18 protein-coding genes are annotated in these 17,519 nt (G+C 62.9%); 5 read left to right on the plus strand and 13 right to left on the minus strand.

What is annotated here, in order from left to right:
• Positions 1-55: 55 nt before the first annotated feature.
• From MF606_RS10905 to MF606_RS10915, 3 genes are all read right to left on the minus strand, one after another.
• A complete protein-coding gene (locus tag MF606_RS10905; RefSeq protein WP_240229271.1) occupies positions 56-748 on the minus strand; it encodes a L,D-transpeptidase family protein in 693 nt (230 codons plus the stop codon).
• A gap of 150 nt (positions 749-898) precedes the next feature.
• The gene (locus MF606_RS10910) at positions 899-1,636 is read right to left on the minus strand and encodes an SDR family oxidoreductase (protein WP_240229272.1); all 738 of its coding nucleotides are present in this window, start codon (positions 1,634-1,636) and stop codon (positions 899-901) included.
• A gap of 132 nt (positions 1,637-1,768) precedes the next feature.
• Complete coding sequence (locus MF606_RS10915) at positions 1,769-2,488, minus strand: helix-turn-helix transcriptional regulator (protein WP_240229273.1); 720 nt, start codon at positions 2,486-2,488, stop codon at positions 1,769-1,771.
• Between the two features lie 86 nt (positions 2,489-2,574).
• On the opposite strand from MF606_RS10915, the gene MF606_RS10920 reads away from it, so the two are divergent.
• Positions 2,575-3,519 (plus strand): alpha/beta fold hydrolase, encoded by a 945-nt coding sequence (locus tag MF606_RS10920; RefSeq protein WP_240229274.1) that lies wholly within the window; start codon positions 2,575-2,577, stop codon positions 3,517-3,519.
• 79 nt (positions 3,520-3,598) lie between these two features.
• Here the strand turns inward: MF606_RS10920 and clpA are convergent, their stop codons facing one another.
• Positions 3,599-5,938, minus strand: a complete 2,340-nt coding sequence (gene clpA / locus MF606_RS10925; RefSeq protein WP_240229275.1) for an ATP-dependent Clp protease ATP-binding subunit ClpA — start codon at positions 5,936-5,938, stop codon at positions 3,599-3,601.
• 9 nt (positions 5,939-5,947) lie between these two features.
• Complete coding sequence (clpS, locus tag MF606_RS10930; protein WP_240229276.1) at positions 5,948-6,364, minus strand: ATP-dependent Clp protease adapter ClpS; 417 nt, start codon at positions 6,362-6,364, stop codon at positions 5,948-5,950.
• 718 nt (positions 6,365-7,082) lie between these two features.
• Here clpS and MF606_RS10935 point away from each other — a divergent pair.
• The 3 genes from MF606_RS10935 to MF606_RS10945 all read left to right on the plus strand — a co-directional run bounded on the left by MF606_RS10935 (position 7,083) and on the right by MF606_RS10945 (position 9,783).
• Complete coding sequence (locus MF606_RS10935) at positions 7,083-8,678, plus strand: SPOR domain-containing protein (RefSeq protein ID WP_240229277.1); 1,596 nt, start codon at positions 7,083-7,085, stop codon at positions 8,676-8,678.
• Positions 8,679-8,761: 83 nt separating this feature from the next.
• The gene (locus tag MF606_RS10940; RefSeq protein ID WP_240229278.1) at positions 8,762-9,031 is read left to right on the plus strand and encodes a hypothetical protein; all 270 of its coding nucleotides are present in this window, start codon (positions 8,762-8,764) and stop codon (positions 9,029-9,031) included.
• Positions 9,032-9,081: 50 nt separating this feature from the next.
• On the plus strand, positions 9,082-9,783 hold the full coding sequence (locus MF606_RS10945) for a hypothetical protein (RefSeq protein WP_240229279.1): 702 nt from the start codon (positions 9,082-9,084) through the stop codon (positions 9,781-9,783).
• Positions 9,784-9,822: 39 nt separating this feature from the next.
• On the opposite strand, the gene MF606_RS10950 is transcribed toward MF606_RS10945, so the two are convergent.
• The 8 genes from MF606_RS10950 to mgtE all read right to left on the minus strand — a co-directional run bounded on the left by MF606_RS10950 (position 9,823) and on the right by mgtE (position 16,920).
• Positions 9,823-10,725, minus strand: coding sequence for a division plane positioning ATPase MipZ (locus tag MF606_RS10950; protein ID WP_240229280.1), 903 nt, complete (start codon positions 10,723-10,725; stop codon positions 9,823-9,825).
• Between the two features lie 105 nt (positions 10,726-10,830).
• Entirely contained in the window at positions 10,831-11,673 is an 843-nt protein-coding gene (locus MF606_RS10955) for a division plane positioning ATPase MipZ (RefSeq protein WP_240229281.1), read from the minus strand.
• Between the two features lie 196 nt (positions 11,674-11,869).
• The gene (locus tag MF606_RS10960) at positions 11,870-12,568 is read right to left on the minus strand and encodes a DnaJ domain-containing protein (protein ID WP_240229282.1); all 699 of its coding nucleotides are present in this window, start codon (positions 12,566-12,568) and stop codon (positions 11,870-11,872) included.
• Entirely contained in the window at positions 12,565-13,284 is a 720-nt protein-coding gene (locus tag MF606_RS10965) for a VWA domain-containing protein (RefSeq protein WP_240229283.1), read from the minus strand. The genes MF606_RS10960 and MF606_RS10965 overlap by 4 nt, the downstream gene beginning before the upstream one ends.
• Before the next feature lie 68 nt (positions 13,285-13,352).
• Positions 13,353-13,778 carry a DUF1489 family protein gene (locus tag MF606_RS10970; RefSeq protein WP_240229284.1) on the minus strand — a complete coding sequence of 142 codons (426 nt, stop codon included), beginning with the start codon at positions 13,776-13,778 and terminating at the stop codon, positions 13,353-13,355.
• A complete protein-coding gene (locus tag MF606_RS10975; protein WP_240229285.1) occupies positions 13,775-14,452 on the minus strand; it encodes a glutathione S-transferase family protein in 678 nt (225 codons plus the stop codon). The genes MF606_RS10970 and MF606_RS10975 overlap by 4 nt, the downstream gene beginning before the upstream one ends.
• Before the next feature lie 490 nt (positions 14,453-14,942).
• Positions 14,943-15,503 (minus strand): chloramphenicol phosphotransferase CPT family protein, encoded by a 561-nt coding sequence (locus tag MF606_RS10980; RefSeq protein ID WP_240229286.1) that lies wholly within the window; start codon positions 15,501-15,503, stop codon positions 14,943-14,945.
• A 1-nt stretch (position 15,504) separates the two neighbouring features.
• Positions 15,505-16,920, minus strand: a complete 1,416-nt coding sequence (gene mgtE, locus MF606_RS10985; RefSeq protein WP_240229287.1) for a magnesium transporter — start codon at positions 16,918-16,920, stop codon at positions 15,505-15,507.
• A gap of 133 nt (positions 16,921-17,053) precedes the next feature.
• Here mgtE and MF606_RS10990 point away from each other — a divergent pair, with 133 nt between their 5' ends.
• Entirely contained in the window at positions 17,054-17,434 is a 381-nt protein-coding gene (locus tag MF606_RS10990; protein WP_240229288.1) for an MmcQ/YjbR family DNA-binding protein, read from the plus strand.
• Positions 17,435-17,519: the final 85 nt, after the last annotated feature.

The raw sequence follows: 17,519 nt of genomic DNA on the forward strand, positions 1-17,519 counted from the left end.
GATTGCCGGGGGATTGACGATTCCGAGCCATACGGGGCCATGGCGCCAGTGCGGCCTAGGCCGGCAGAACAATGACCTTCGTATTGACCGGCGTCTTTTCGTAGAGGTCCACCATATCCTGGGTCAGCAGACCGACGCAGCCGCTGGACACACCACGTCCGATCGTCTCGGGCATGATCGTGCTGTAGATGGTGTACAGCGTGTACGCGCCATTCTGATAGAGGTAGAGCGTGCGGGCGCCGAGCGGATTATCCAGGCCCGGCGGCATGCCATTGGCGTAGGGCGCAGCCTCTGGCTGCCGCAGGATCATCTCCCTGGGCGGCGTCCAGACCGGCCATTCGGCCTTACGTCCAATGTAGGCATCGCCGCTCCACAGAAACCCGGCACGGCCAACATTGGCACCGTACCTGGTTGCCTGTCCGCCACCTTCGATTCGGTAGACATAATAGCGGCGGGGATCGACGATAATCGTGCCAACGGCCTCATCGGAGTCGTACCGCACGGTGCGGCGAAGATATTTCGGATCGACTTTATTGATATTTACGGCGGGAACGGGAAAACGCTCATCGGGTAGCGCTCCGTAAACCCGCTCCGCTTCAGCACGGCTCATACCACCGCTTGTGCAACCCGCAAGACCGATCGCGCTAATAACGGCAGCCGACCCCACCAGAAACGACCGCCTGTTCATGCCTCCGCACCGATCGAATGCGTCCGCCTTACCGACACCGATAGAACGTTCTGTGGTCATGTCTGACTGTCCCGGAGCCTGAAGCGGCCCACCCTCTTGTCAGCAGACATTGACCTCAGGGGGCACAATTAGCAAGTTCGGACGTGACACCCTCAGCTCGGGCGCTTTCATCGCCCTACCGGCTTGCAGCTTCCGCGGAGTCGCCAGTGCCTAATTGAGGAAATCCGTCTTTGCCCGCTCGATGACCAGCGAACGGATCGCCACGTTTGCCGGCTGACTCAATATATGAAGGATGGCTTCCACCACATTCCGATTGCTGAGCATATCGGCGCTTCCTCGCTCCTCCGACCATCCGGACTCGGTGGGCATGACATCCTCGATGATGCCGGGAAAGACCGAAGTCACGCGAATATTGGTACCGACCAGTTCTTCCGTCAGCGCCTGCACAAAGCCGCTCTGCGCCGCCTTGGCCGCCATGAATGGTACCGACGAAGTGCGCAGGCGCGCATAAGGCAGGCCATTCATCGACACGATGGTATGGATATCGGCCCGCGGACGCGCCCTGAGCAGCGGCAAAAGCCGACGGCTCAGCATCATGGTGCCGGTGACGGTGGAATTGACGACCGATGCGATCTGCTCGTCGCTCTGGCTGGCGAAATCACCGCCCGTCCACTGCGAACCCGAATTGATCAGAATATCGAGTTCGGGCGAAACGCGCTCGATTGTTGCGACCGCTGCGGCGATCGAGGCAGGATCGACGAGGTCGCACGGCACCCAGACGGGCCGTCGTCCCACGCGCTGCTCGATGAGGCCGGCGACCCCCTCCAGCGCCGAAGCGTTTCGGCCCAGCAATATGGGGCGCATACCTTGGTCAGCCGCTATTATGGCCAGCGCCGCACCAAGCCCGCGCGCGGCACCCGTGATCGCGATCGTTTTGTCGTTCAGCATGGTGTGGCCCTCGTGTCGCGGCGGAATCTAGCAAAATCAGGAAGTCGCCGGCACTCTCTGGCACGGCTCTCATAATGAGACCACCTCCCATCGCGTCGCGCTTGCAGCTCGCTATGTCAGCTTGCTGCTGCCTTAGCGGGATAGATCGCGAACCGGGCGGACGTGATCTTCAAACGGCACATGCCGGCGTTGGAATGTCGTGCCCTCATCGACTTCCGGTGCCCTGATCCGGTCCATCCGAAAATGGCGAAAGGCGTTGCGCGCCGGGTCCCAGGCCACCAGGTACCACAGAGGCGGCAGGATCAGCATGGCCTGAGGCTCGACGAGCCGGTCGGTCATCGCCCCCTTTACGTCCCGGTATTGAAAGCGCAACTGTCGTCGGCCGAGAAATGCGGTCTCGAATGCCGGGAGCAGCGCGGGGTCCATCGTCCCCATATTGGTAATGTCGACCTGCGGCGACAGCCGCCCGACATGGAGGCAATCGAGGAACCGGCGCAGGTCACGCAGCTTGTCGGCGGGCAAGGCTTTCTCGATCTTGGCAAGCCCGGCATCAGCGAAGGTCCAGAACGGCAAGTTTCCGGCTGCGCGCATGGATGCAACGCTGATAAGCAGAGCAAAGACCTCGGCAACTGACAATCGCGCCGTGGCCTGGACCGATTGCGGATCCAGTTGCAGGCCGCCCCCGCGCCCTGCCTCGGAATGAATGACAAATCCCTCATAACGCAAGGCGCTGATGTCGCGCAGAACAGTGCGTCGGGACGCGCCAACGCCCTCCGCTAGTTCCGCGATGGTCGACGTGCCATTCCGGCGGAGGCTGCGAACGATGGCGTCTTGTCGGAGGCGAGCTGTCATTTGGTGATGATGAAGTTGAATGGTGACAAAGTTTGGCACCATTCAACTTTAGGCAGCGGTCACACAAATCAGCAAGGTGAGACACGATGCTCAATTCACTCGACTTTCCCAACCCCATCCTTGTCGCGGTCAATGGCGTTGAACTCGAAGTCTTCGAGGCAGGCCGGGAGAACCACGGAAAACCAGTCGTGCTCTGTCACGGCTGGCCCGAGCACGCCTTTTCGTGGCGTCATCAGGTGCCAGCCTTGGCCGCGGCAGGCTATCACGTGATCGTTCCGAACCAGCGGGGCTACGGCAATTCATCGCGTCCAGCCGAAGTGGCGGCTTATGATATCGAGCACCTGTCAGGCGATCTCGTCGCACTGTTGGATCACTACGGCTACCACAATGCCACCTTTGTCGGCCATGACTGGGGTGCCTCGGTCGTCTGGGGGCTGGCACTGCTGCATCCGAGCCGGGTCACCAAGATCGTGAACCTGAGCCTGCCCTACCAGGAACGCGGTGAAATACCCTGGATCGAGTTCCTGGAGCAGCTACTCGGTAGCGACTACTACTTCGTCCACTTCAATCGGCAGCCGGGCGTGGCCGACACCATGCTAGACCAGAATACGGCCCGCTTCCTGCGCAACCTCTACCGCAAAAACGAGCCCCAGCGGGCGCCCGAACCGGGCATGATGATGATCAACCTTGCCCAGACGGACACGCCGCTCGGCGAGCCCCTGATGAGCGACGACGAGTTGGCCGTGTTCGTCTCGGCCTTCGAGAAATCCGGGTTCACGGGCGGCATCAACTGGTACCGCAATCTTGACCGCAACTGGCACCTGCTGGCGGACGCAGACCCCGTCATCAAGCACCCCACGCTCATGATCTATGGCGCGCGCGACACCATCCCGCCATCCGAACGACTGACGACCTTTGTTCCGAATGCGGACGTGGTCACGCTGGATACAGGCCATTGGATTCAGGAAGAAAAGCCGGAGGAAACGAACGGCGCAATCCTCGCATGGCTGGAGCGGCAGGCCACCGCCTAGCTCCGCAGCACGCAGCCGTTTCCAACAGCCACAGACTGCCACCAACAAAAAAAGGCCCGGATCGCTCCGGGCCCTTTCATTAGCTCTTGTCGGCGGTTGCCTTTGGCTTCTTGGGCTTGGGCAAGGCCTTGGGCTTGGCTGGGCGCGGTGGTACCGCGATCAGCTCCAGCTTGGCCTCGCTGCCTTCGCCAACCACGGCGACGGTCACCGTGCCACCATTGACCAATTCGCCGAACAGCACCTGATCGGCCAGCGGCTTCTTGATGTGCTCCTGGATCACGCGACCCAGTGGGCGCGCGCCCATGCGTTCGTCGTAACCGCGTTCGGCCAGCCAATCAGCGGCCTCAGGCTGCAGCACGATCGTCACGCCACGCTCGGCCAACTGGCCTTCGAGCTGCAGCACGAACTTCTCGACCACGCGGCGCACGACTTCGCGCGGTAGCGGGGCAAACGAGATGATCGCGTCGAGCCTGTTGCGGAATTCCGGCGTGAACAGGCGGTTGATCGCCTCTTCGTCATCGCCTTGCTCGCGCTTGCGTCCGAACCCGATCGGGCTCTTGGCCAGCTCCATGGCGCCGACATTCGACGTCATGATCAGGATGACGTTGCGGAAATCCACCGACTTGCCGTTGTGATCGGTCAGCTTGCCGTGGTCCATCACCTGCAACAGGATGTTGTAGAGGTCCGGATGCGCCTTCTCGATTTCGTCGAGCAGCACCACGCAGTGCGGATGCTGGTCCACGCCATCGGTCAGCAGGCCGCCCTGGTCGAACCCGACATAGCCCGGCGGGGCACCGATCAGGCGGCTGACCGTGTGGCGCTCCATATATTCGGACATGTCGAAGCGCAGCAGTTCCACGCCGAGCGTATCGGCGAGCTGCTTGGCCACTTCGGTCTTACCGACACCGGTCGGGCCGGTGAAGAGATACGAGCCGATCGGCTTTTCCGGTTCGCGCAGGCCGGCACGCGCCAGCTTGATGGCCGACGACAGCGCCGTGATGGCCGCATCCTGACCGAACACTACGGTCTTGAGGCTCTGCTCAAGGCTCGACAGCAGCTCGGCATCGGACTTGGAGACCGATTTTGGCGGAATGCGCGCGATCGTGGCGATGGTCGCCTCGATATCCTCGACGTCGATCACCTTCTTGCGCTTGTCCTCGGTCACCAGCATCTGGCTGGCACCCGTTTCGTCGAGCACGTCGATCGCCTTGTCCGGCAGCTTGCGGTCATTGATATACCGCGCGCTCAACTCCACCGCCGCCTTGAGGGCATCGTCGGTGAACTTGATTTTGTGGAACTCTTCGTAATACGGCCGCAGGCCCTTGATGATCTCGATGGCATCAGGGATCGACGGCTCGTTGACGTCGATCTTCTGGAACCGGCGGACCAGCGCCCGATCCTTCTCGAAGAACTGGCGATATTCCTTGTAGGTAGTCGAGCCGATGCAGCGGATCGCGCCCGAAGCCAAAGCCGGCTTGAGCAGGTTCGACGCATCGAGCGCACCGCCGGAGGTTGCGCCAGCGCCGATCATGGTGTGGATTTCGTCGATGAACAGCACCGAGTTCGGGAGCTTTTCGAGCTCCTTCATCACGGCCTTGAGGCGTTCCTCGAAGTCGCCGCGATAGCGGGTGCCGGCCAGCAGCGAGCCCATGTCGAGCGCGTAGATCACCGCTTCCTTGAGCACTTCGGGCACGTCGCCCTCGATGATCTTGCGAGCCAGGCCTTCGGCAATCGCGGTCTTACCCACGCCGGCATCACCGACATAGATCGGATTGTTCTTCGAGCGGCGGCACAGCACCTGGATGGTCCGGCGCAGCTCGGCATCGCGCCCGATCAGCGGGTCGATCTTGCCGGCCCGCGCCTTCTCGTTGAGGTTGACGCAGAAATCGGCCAGAGCAGAGCTCTTCTTGGCTTCTGCGCCGCCTTCGCCATGGCTCTCGCCATCCTCGGCACCCCGCACCTTGCGCTCCTCGCTGGGACCGGACTTGGTGATCCCGTGGCTGATGAAATTGACCGCGTCGAGCCGGCTCATATCCTGCTGTTCGAGGAAATAGGCGGCATGGCTTTCGCGCTCGGCGAAGATCGCTACGAGCACATTGGCACCGGTGACCTCTTCGCGGCCAGATGACTGGACGTGGATCACGGCACGCTGGATGACGCGCTGGAACGCGGCGGTCGGCCGCGCATCCTGGCCATTGGCCACGATCAGGCTGTCCAGCTCTTCATTGATGAAATCTTCGAGGTCGCTCTTGAGCGCGTCGATATCGACATCGCAGCCGGTGAGCACGGCGATCGTTTCGCGGTCGTCGGTCAGGGCCAGCAGCAGGTGCTCGAGCGTTGCGAACTCATGGTTGCGCTCACGCGCCAGGTTCATCGCCTGATGCAGAGCCTTTTCAAGTCCGCGAGAAAATGAGGGCATATGATGTTCCTATTGCTTTTCCATCACGCATTGCAGCGGATGCTGGTTCTTGCGTGCCGTATCCATGACCCGTGTGACCTTGGTCTCGGCCACTTCGTATGGATATACGCCGCACTCACCCACCCCCTTTTGGTGAACATGCAGCATGATCTGCACGGCCTCTTCACGCGATTTGTTGAAGACGTCCTGCAGAACGAGAATGACGAACTCCATCGGCGTGTAGTCGTCATTGAGAAGCAGCACCCGATAGAGGTTCGGGCGCTTGGTCTTGGGGCGGGTCTTGGTGATGGTCCCGGTTTCGGTTCCACCCTTCCCGCCACCCTTGTCGGCGTCGTCCTCCTTTGGCCCCGCATGGGCGGGCACAGGCTCCAGACGCAGCGCGGCTGGGGCCTCATCGGTCAAAGCGAGGAGGTCAGTGGCAATCATGGGCAAACATCTGTCGTAGAGAAAACGAAGCAGCATGGTGAGGACCATTATGTAGGCAAAAGATCGTCACTGTTAAGGGGCTCCAAGCCGACCGCAGGCAAAATCGCTCCGGTGGAGCGATTTTAGGCGGGGAGGCCATGAGGGCTATGCCCGAATGGCGGGGTTTCCCGGGGTGATGGGCCATTTCCTCACTCATCCGTGAACCGCGGCTCGTAGTCACCGGCAATCAGCGCTTCTTTCTTGCGTCGAGACCATTTCTTGATCTGCTGCTCCCGCACTATGGCAGCGGTCACCCGCTCGAATACCCTCCGTGCATTTCAGGACCACAGGGCGTCGCGAGTGATGTCCTCTTCGACAACACCCGCAATGTGCCCCCACACCCGCTCCTCCACGGACCGCCTGGTCAAACCGGTGTAATACTACCCATCGGAGCATTCCAGAATGTAGACGGTGAAGACCATCGGTGCCCGCGACCTCGTGGTTCGACAGGCTCACCAAGAGGTCTAGGAAACAGCGCCGCAAGAGCCCCGCCCCTCATCCGTCACCCCATCTCCACACCCACGCCAAAATCGTTTGCATTTTACGGAATGGTAACGGGCTGGACGTAAGCTCATCGCGTTACTGGATGATCCGGGCGCGTGGGGCTCCCCGAAACCATCCTCCCAGTGTTGTTGCGTACGGCCGCAGAAGCGTCCGAGAGTAAGAGTTGGAGTACCGGGTGGCTTCTCAGGCGAAAACCCCATGGCGCGTAGTGTTCATTCGCGCCTTTGCCGCAGTCCTTGTCGCCCTCGCGGTCAGCGCCCACACGGCAGCGCCCGCCCAGGCCATTGAAAATCTACGCAAGTATGCAGGCATCGTCGTCGATGCCAAATCCGGCCAGGTTCTTTACGAAGAAGCTGCCGATAGCCGCCGCTACCCAGCATCGGTGGCCAAGGTGATGACGCTCTATGTCCTGTTCCAGGAGCTGAGCGCCGGTAATATCCGCCTCTCGACCAAGATGACCGTGTCGCGTCACGCGGCTGCCGCTGTGCCGACCAAGCTCGGCCTGCGCGCCGGTGCTGAAATCACCGTCGAAGACGCCATCAAGTCGCTGGTCACCCTGTCGGCCAACGATATGGCCCGCGTGATCGCCGAGCACATTTCCGGCTCAGAAGAAAAATTCGCCGAACGCATGACGGCCACGGCCCGCGCCCTGGGCATGCGCAACACCACCTACCGCAATGCCTCGGGCCTGCCTGATGGTGGCCAGATCACCACCGTGCGCGACCAGGCGATCCTCGGCATCGCCATCTACCAGCACTTCCCGAGCTATTACGAATTCTTCCAGACCCGCAGCTTCAGCTACGGCCGCAACACCTACGGCAACCACAACCGCGTGCTGGGCTATATGGGCGCCGTCGACGGCATCAAGACCGGCTATATCAACGCCGCCGGCTCCAACCTGCTGACTGCTGCCCGCAAAGATGGCCGCCACATCGTCGTCGTCGCCTTCGGCTTCAACTCGGCCGGCGCCCGCGACGAGAAGGTTCGCCAGCTGGTCGCCAACTACCTGCCCAAAGGCCGTCGCGGCGATTATCTGCAGACCGCCATGATTCCGCAGCCGGGCCGCCAGGGCAATGTCCAGGTCGCGGTAGCGCAGTCGCCGTCGTCGACACCCGTCTTTGTTATGCCGATGCCCCTTCCCGGCTTCCGCCTCGCCCAGCTCGTGGCCGCCAATGGCGCGCAACCTCAGGCGCCGCTCCAGCAGATGCCCGCAGCCGTCGTGGCTAGCGCCGCACCAGTCCCTGCGCCCATGCCGGCCGATCTGGGCCTGCAGCCGGCCGTGCAGGCCGCCAATATCCTCGCCGCCCCATCGCAGGCGCCGCAGCCGGCTTATCCGAGCCAGGACGTCATCGGCGCGTGGCTCAGCGAAAGCTACAATCTGGGCGCCCCGCCATCCGCCCTTGGCCAGACCGCGCCGTCCACCCCGCTCGGCTTCGAGCCGCCCGCCGCCGTCAATGGCAATGCGGAACAGCCGGTCGACCTGATGACTTCGGGCTCCGTGCAAACGGCCGATACCAGCGTCATGCCGGGCGGCTGGGTCGTGCAGATCGGCGCCGGTCCGTCGGAAGACAGCGCCCGCGCCATGCTGGCCGATGCCGCCGGCAAGGCCGGCAACCTCAGCGACTTCCGCTCCTATGTCGAGCGCTTCGAAAAGAACGGCCAGGTGTTCTACCGCGCCCGCTTCGTCGGCTTCGGCGGACGCGACGATGCCACCGCCATGTGCAACCAGCTCAAGCAGCAGAACCTCTCCTGCCTGGCGATGCAGAGCTAACGCGACGACAACATGAGCCGGGGTCCACGTGACCACCGGCCGCCCCGGGGAAGCAAATTGGTGCCTGTGTTTGGAGTAGCCCAATGAGCGAACGTACTGCCCTCACCGAGCTGGCCAACTTCGTCGGCCGCTCACCGCTCTCGTCAGCTGACATGGCCGCGCGCAACCGCGTGCTATCAGGCATGACCCAGCGCATGCTCCCGCGCAAGCGCTCGGTCGGCGACCTGCTCGGCGTCGTCCTGGCGCTTTCGGCCCGCACCCGCCGCATGGTGCAGGAGCCGGTCAGCATCGATATCGACGTCTTTGCCCCCGGCGGCGCCCGCGCCCTCCGCATGAGCTTCGGCAGGCGCTAAGGCTTCCTCGCGGCGCCACACCGGGTTAGAGCTTCGGTCCCGGAGGTCCCATGCCCAGACGCGCCGCCCTCGCCCTTGCCGCCTGCCTCGCGCTTCCGCTCGCAACCAGCCTTGCTGCCGAGTGCGATCCGCGGGTGGATATGATGGCCCCCGGATTTTCTCCGGTCGCCGCCACCGTGAATACGCCGGCCCCCTTCCACCTCATCAATGAGTGCTCTGCGGGCGGCAAATGCCCTGACAGTGAACCGCTGCGGACCGGCGATCGCATCGTCATCACCTCCGGCCTCGACCGGCGCCTCGCCTGCGCGGTCCGCATCGGCCCGGCGCCCGGCTACGCGATGGAAAGCGGCAATGTCCTCACGGACCTCGTCGAGCCGGACCGGGAGATCGCCACCGATTGGAGCGGCAGTTGGCAATCAGGCAGCGAGCAATTCATCGCCATTCACAAGGGCAACGGGATGGTCAGCCTGAGCGGAACCGCCACTTGGGGTATGTCCGATCCGGAGCGGGTCGCCAAGGGTGCGATCAATGTCGGCAATTTCGGCGCCGTGGCCAAACCCAAGACCAACCGGCTGGCCTTCAGCTTCGACGACGAGTGGAACACGTTGCCCTTCGACCCAGCATCCACCGACTGCAGCGTCCAACTCTGGCTCGCCGGAGAATTTCTGCTTGCCGCGGACAATGACCTCTGCGGTGGGATGAACGTGAGCTTCACCGGCGTCTATGCTCGCCAGCCCGGAACCAGCCCGTAAATCCCACAACCTTCGCACCCAGCCCGCACGCGATTTGAGCTAGTCGCCGTCCGCCATGTGCTCGAAATGCGGAGCCTTGTCCTTGGCCGCCCGCGACGCCTCCAGTGCCTTGCGCGCCGCTGCTTTCCGGCTGATCGGCAGGTTGAGCGCCGAAACGAGGCTTCGATACTCCTGCCGCGCACTCATGTGGGACATCGACGGCAACCCGCCCAGCAGCTCGTCATCCAGCGGATCGAACACCGTCATTCCCGTGGGAAACAACGACCGGAAGATCACGCGCTCGGCAATCCCTTCGACCACCCGGCACCCCAGGCGGACGGCGATCCGCTCCAGCATGGTCTGCACCTGCCGCATATTGCGCGATGACAGCATGGAGATGCGGTTGCGCACCAGCACCCAGTCGATCGTGCGCCCATCGATCTGCAGGCGCTCGGAGCGGGCGCGCTGCACCAGCCGGGCATAATGGCTCATCTCGCGCGGCTCGCCCGTCACCGGATCGATCTGCGCCATGACGTTGAGATCGATCAGGCTGTCATTGACCGGCGTCACCAGCGTATCGGCCAGCGAATGCGCCAGCCGCGTGAGGTTGGTATCGAAGCCCGGCGTATCGATGACGAGGAAGTCGGCATCGTGCTCGACCTCTCCGATCGCCTGCCGGAACAGGTCGAACTCAACCCGGTGGTTTTCCTTGACCGAGTCTCCTCGCGTCAGCGGCAGATGAAAATGGGTTGTGTGCGGCACGGCGAGACCGCGCGCCTTGGCCCAATCGCGCCGGTTGCGCACATAATGCGTCAGCGTCTGCTGGCGGCTGTCCACATCGATGGAAGCGACCTTGAATCCCTGGTGCAGCAGGAAAATGGCCAAGTGGAAGGCCGTCGTGGACTTGCCCGACCCGCCCTTCTCATTGCCGACCACGATAACATGCACGCCTTGCCCGGCCACGAGCGGACTCCAGTACAACTACGTGGATTGTCCGGCCTCCACGTGACGCTGGCAAGGCGGGAATGGTGAATAATGGTTAAACGCTTAACGCGTGGCGCGGCCGTCCTAGGCCGATAACCGCACCGGTTCCAGGCGGTCCAGCGGCAGGTTCAGCGCCGCCACCAGATTGCGATATTCCTGCCGCGCACTCACATGCGACACCGTCGCACTCTCAGCGCCACCATCGTCATCGAGCGGATCGAACACGGTCATTCCCGTCGAAAACAGCGAGCGGAAGATCACGCGCTCGGCTATGCCGTCCGCCACCCGGCAGCCGAAGCGGGTCGCGATGGCGTCCAGCGTCGTTTGCACCTGTCGCGCATTGCGCGAGGCCAGCATCGATATGCGATTCCGCACCAGCACCCAATCGACGCTCTCGCCATCGATCGCGAGACGTTCCGAACGGGCACGCTGCACCAATCGGGCGTAATGGCCGGTTTCGATCGGCAGTCCGCTCTCCGGATCGATCCGCGTCAGCACATTGATGTCGATCAGGCTGTCATTGACCGGCGTCACCAGCGTATCGGCCAGCGAATGCGCCAGCCGCGTCAGGTTCGTATCGAAGCCTGGCGTATCGATAACGAGGAAATCGACGCTGTCCTCGACTTCGCCCACGGCACGACGGAAGACCTCGAACTCAGCCTTGTGGTTATCGGCGATGGAGTCGCCCCAGGCTGATGGCAGATGAAAATGCTTGGGATTGGGCAGGCTCAGCCCGCGCTCCTGGATATGGGCGCGCCGATTGCGCACATAGTGCGTGAACGTCTGTTGCCGGCTGTCGACATCGACAGTGGCAACCCGATAGCCCGCATGCAGCAGGTAGATGGCAAGGTGAAACGCCGTGGTCGATTTGCCCGACCCGCCCTTTTCGTTCCCCACTACAATGACATGCGCACCATCACGCGCCATCGCTGCCCCCCCAAATCAGTGTGCATCACGCCCCGTGCTACCAACGGCTCGCATGGTTAACAGGGCGTTAACATCGGTAGTCCGAACTGCCTGGATAGGTGATCGTGGGCTGTCACGCACTGGGCCTCATGGTGAGCTTGTCGAACCACGAGGTCGCGGCAACATAGCCGCCATCTGAACCGATTGGTCCAAGGGCCTAGCGCTTCAGCAGTCGGTCCCGTGCTTCGTTGATCTTGGACGCCAGATAGCTCGATCCGCCATGATCGGGATGCACCCCTTTCATCAGCTCGCGATGTGCCGCTCTGATATCCTCGTCGGATGCGCCGGGCTCCAGGCCGAGCACGGCGTACGCCTCTGCCAGCGGGTCGGTCGCCGCCTCAGCCGCTGCAGCCTCGCCGGCGGCGGTCTCGGCAAAATACTCCCGCCAACCGCTTCTGTTGGCGTCGAGCCAGCTTTCGAGCAGGCTGAGACTATCTGGGTCCCACTCAACCTCGGCAATGAGAGCACGGGTATCCTGCTCTCCCAGCGCCATCAGATCAGCGCCCGAGAATTTGCCCGTAACCACGCGACCGGCCACCGCGCCGGTATCGTGGTCCAGTTCCATCGCGAAATAGCGGCTCTTGACCCTCGAGATATTGCCCGCGTCCACCGCCCCGCCGTCGAACGAGAACGGCCCCAGTCGCCCGGTGCGCAAGATCGAGAACGCCGCCGCCCCGACGAATACGGCGATATCGATGCGCCGCGCAAACAGCAGCCCCGCGGCCAAGAGTGCCGCGCCGCCGCCCACCACCCAGCGCATCCCCTGCATCAGACTGTGTCGGTCGAACTGGCGAAGATATTGATAGGCCGCCAGCCCCGCCAGCAGCACCGCCGCGCCAACGAACACATAAGTCATTTGGGCAACTGCGCGAGCAGGACCTGAGCGTGGCTGCTCCCCTGCAATTTCAGCAGGTCCTTGCCACCGCTGGCATAGGCCGCAACGGCCTTGAGGAGTGCCGCCAGCTCCTGCGGTGCCGACGCATCGAAACGGGCATAGGCGCCCTTGGTCAGCCGGGCAAACTCGCGGAACGCCGCCTCGACCCGACTGTCCCGCCCTTCCTGGAAAATGAACAACGGGCACCCGAGCAGGCCGAGTTGCCCGGCCTTGTCCGCCAGTTCGTCCACATTCTCCTCGATCGCGTCGCCGACAAAGACCACGGCATTGATCCGCCGCTTGGCATGCTCGGCCCGCGCATGCGCGAAAACCTTGGAAATCTGGGTATTGCCGCCACGGCAGTCGATGCCGGTCATCAGCTTTGCCAGAGCTCCGGCATCCACCACCCATTTCGAGGCCCGACACTCGCCGAACCCGCGGAAATACAGCAACTGCACCTGCAAGGCGCTCGCCTTGGGAATGGCCTTGAACATCTCGCCCTGCAGCGAGCAAGCCAGGTCCCAGGTCGGCTGGCGGCTCATCGTCGCGTCCAGCGCGAACAGCAGCCGACCATCCTGCGCAGCATTCGGCCGCGCCATCGCGCCGACTTTCTCGACGAAAGCCGCGACATCGCCACTGACCTTGCCTTGTTGCGGCACTCCCGGTTTGGGCGTCGCGCTTGGGACTTTCTCTGCCATGCGCCTAATATGTGGCCGGGCCGACAGGGCCGCAAGGCCACCCTGCCCGCCGCGCGTAGACGTGATCCTCAGATCAGGCCAAGCTTTGCCAGATCGGCAGCCAAGGCTAGGGAATCGGCATTCTCGTTGGCGCCGATATCGGGTGGCGCATCTTCCGGGCGCAGGTAGCGCCAGCCCTGGAACGGTCGCTTGGGATAGGGCACCGTCCGCACTAGGTCAGGCGCCATGATGATGTCGCAGTAATCCTTGCCCTCGGCATCGGTATACTTGGCCAGCCGCAGGATAGGCTGCCGGCAGACCACCTGCCCCGAGATCACCCAATAGATCGAGGATTGCCCCTCCATCTCCTCGGCGCGCTTGGGCATCATGCGCGTGCGATGCACATGCACATCCTCGCCATAGTCAGCGTCCCACCAATGTGCCCGCTCGTCGCGGTAGCCTTCCAGCTCCTCGAAGCTCGAAACCCCCACGCAGAGTTTGATCATGTGGATCATGCCAGCGTCCCCGGCTTTACCCGGCCCTGGATCACATCGATCTCGTCGTCGTCCACCACCCACGGCTCCTTCAACGCCATCGCCCGCCACTCCTGGAAGGCCGGCAGGGCATAGATCGCTTCGACATACTCGCCAAGCAGATCCGACACTGGCAATCCATAAGTGCGTATCCGCGTCGCTACCGGCGCAAACATCGCATCGGCGCCAGTGAAAGCTCCGAACAGAAAAGGCCCGCCAGAAGCTGCCAGCAACCCGCCCCACAGCGTTTCCAGCCGGTGCAGGTCGCGCGCCACTGTGTCGATCGCCACCTTGCCGGGATGCGAGGCCCGCAGGTTCATCGGCGCATGGCTGCGCAGCGCCTGGAAAGCGGAGTGCATCTCGGCGGCCGCCGCCCGCGCCTGCGCCCGCAGCCCGATATCTTGAGGCCAGATGCCTCGCTCCGGATAGAGGTCGGCCGCGTACTCGATGATGGCGATAGTCTCGGGGATCACCACGCCCCCGTCGAACAGCACCGGCACCTTGCCCGTCGGCGAACGCTGGGCCAGCACATCGCGGAACCCTTCGCCCGAAAGCTGCAGCACCTCATCCTCGAACGGAATGTCGAAATGCTTCAGCACCAGCCAGGGCCGCATCGACCAGCTCGAATAGTTGCGATTGCCGATCAGCAGCTTCATCGTGAATACCCCTGGAAAGAAGAAGGGCGCCCCAGTGGCCCGGGCGCCCTTCTAAATTGGTGAGTGAAGAACTCTAGCGCTAGACGCCAGCAACGACGGAGAAAACCAGTCCCATTGAGAGCAGGCAGACCAGAGTCCAGGTCGCTGCTCGCCAGATAGTGGCCTTCGGTTGACTTCGCATGATCGCTCCTTGTCAGCCGTTCACTCCGGGCACCCGCTAGTGTTGTGCACCTGCTGCACCCGGTATCAAATCGTTAACCGTGTCATAAATGCTTTGCAAGCGGCGAAGTTGCCACACTCCACAGCGGCCATCGGCAAAATCGCTCCGCGGAGCGATTTTGCTGCGGAGGCCATGAGGGCTACGCCCAAATGGCATAGCCCCGCCGCAGGCAAAGCCCAATGACGCGCCCACACTGGACCGCGAGGGTTAAAGGGACCTGTGCGTAAAAGGCGGCATTTTCTGCAACCACGGACAATCCACAGCAACTTGCTAGAAGCCTCGCTCCGCCCGCAACTGCGCAAAAGCCGAAGGCGCCTGCCGCCCCTGCCACGCCGCGATGATCCGCCCCACGTTTTCATCGGCATCTAGCTCGGACTGCACCTCGAAATCGTAGCGCATGTCGCGGTGTATCGTGTGGAAGTCCTGTTCGGCGCTCCCTGCCGGCCGGTCCTTGCGCGCTGCCTCGCGCCGGATCAGCTCCGGCAGGCTGCAATGCACGCCCACGAAGAACACATCGAACGGCGCGAACAGCACCGCCAGTTCTTCGAGCCAGCCCGGCGTGTCGAGTATGTGCTCGAGCACCAGATTGTTCCCGGCCCCGGCATAAGCCGCCAGCGAGCGATGAAACCCGTCGAAGAACGGTTTCCGCGCCTCGCGCCAGGCAAACTCGCGGCTTTTGAACCGCGCCATCGGCAACACCCCGGAATCGCGCAAATGGTCGATCGAGATATGCCAGAACGGCTCGGGCAAACGAGCCTGCAGGCCGCGTGCGATGGTGGATTTGCCACTGCTCGACGCGCCGTGGACAAAGATGATCTTGGCTTCCGTCACCTTAGAACAGCCCGAACCACAGCCCCGCAATGCCGAGGAAGGCGAAGAAGCCCACCATGTCGGTGACGGTGGTCACGAATACAGCGGACGCGATGGCCGGGTCGGCCTTGAACTTGTCGAGAGTGAGCGGGATAAGGATGCCGGCCGTGCCGGCCACCACCAGGTTAATGATCATCGCCAGCGCAATGACGATGCCCAGTTGCATGTCGTTGAATCGCAGCCAGGTGATAATACCGATCAGTATGGCGAAAATCACGCCATTGGCCCAGCCCACGACCATTTCACGCCCGATCAGCCGGCGCAGTCGCCGCCCGTCGAGTTCGCGCATGGCCAGCGCGCGCACGGTCACCGTCATGGTCTGGGTGCCGGCATTGCCGCCCATCGAGGCGACGATCGGCATCAGCACCGCCAGCGCCACCATCTGGTCGATCGTGGCGCCGAACAGGCCGATGACGAAGGATACGGCCAGCGCGGTGAAAAGATTGACCACCAGCCACGGCACGCGGCTGCGCACGGTGTCGATGGTGGAGTCGGAAATATCCTCGTCGCCCACGCCGGCGAGCAGCTTGATATCCTCGTCGGCCTCCTCGTGGATCACGTCCACGATATCGTCGATGGTGAGCACGCCGACCAGCCGCTTGCTCTCGTCCACCACACCGACTTCGACAAGGTCGTAGCGCTCGAAGTCGCGGGCCGCCTCTTCCTGGTCCTCGTCGGCGTCGACGAGCACGAAGTTGGTGTTCATCAGCGCTTCGATCGCCGTCGCGCGCTGCGAGCGCAGGAACCGGTCCAGCGGGATCGTCCCCAGCACCTGGTAGGATGCGTCGACCACGTAGATCTGGTAGAATTCGTCCGGCAGGTCCTTCTCGCGGCGCAGGTAGTCGATCGTCTGCCCCACCGTCCAGAATGGCGGAATGGCGATGAAGTCGGTTTGCATCCGCCGGCCAGCGGATTCTTCAGGAAAATCGAGGCTGCGCTTGAGGCTCAACCGCTCGAAGGTCGGCAGCTTGGCCAGAACCTCGTCGCGATCCTCCTGCTCCAGGTCTTCGAGAATGGCCACGGCGTCGTCGCTATCGAGGCCGGTCACGCCGCGCGCGATTTCCGCATTGGGCAGCGCGTCCATAAGGTCGACGCGAACGCTTTCGTCGACCTCGGTCAGCGCCGAATAGTCGAACCGGTCGCCGAGCACGCGCACCAGTTCTACGCGCTCATCCGCGTCGAGCGATTCCAGCACGTCGCCCACGTCGGCCGCATGCAGCGGCTCCATGACCGTCGCGACGTCGTCGTTCCGTCCGGCAGCCAAATAGGCGCGCAGACGTTCAAGCCAGAGCGGACTGATGCGATCTTCGCTGTCGCGAAGCGCATTGGGATCAATCCCCGGAACAGCACCGGGCTCGGTCTCGACGTCTATGCTCATTGGGAGCCCTTTGTGTGTCCGGGTTTCGGGGGCAATCAAGCTGTAGCCAATCGCTTGGCGATGCGCCAGACTAAGAAGCGCGATTTGAGGTGGTTACCCGGAAAACTTCGCAACCGTGTGGAGGATGCGAGCCATGAGCGCCGATCCCGATCTCGACCAGGTGTTTACTCGCATCGAAACGCTCGCGGAGATACGCGGTCTGCCCGGCGTGTCCCGTTCGACCAGCTACGGCACGCCGGCCCTCAAGGTGAAGGACAAATCCTTCGTCCGCCTCAAGGATGCCCAGACCCTGGTGCTGCTCTGCCCGTCCGAGCAGAAGACACTGTTGATGGAGATCTCGCCCGATACCTATTTCGAGACCGACCACTATGTCGGCTGGCCCGCAGTACTCATCCGCCTTGCCGCCATAGCTGACGAGGAACTCGCGCTGCGTCTCGAGGATGCCTGGCGCTTCAAGGCACCGAAAACCCTGGCCGCCCAGCGCCCTCTGGTCACGCCGGGATTGGACGACTAGCCAGCCGGCGTCCTCCGAAACTTCGCCTCCCCATCTTTGCCCCATTGCGACCCTAGCTTCACGGACGTTTGAAGACCGCAATAAC

The organism is Devosia lacusdianchii (assembly GCF_022429625.1).
GTDB lineage: Bacteria > Pseudomonadota > Alphaproteobacteria > Rhizobiales > Devosiaceae > Devosia > Devosia lacusdianchii.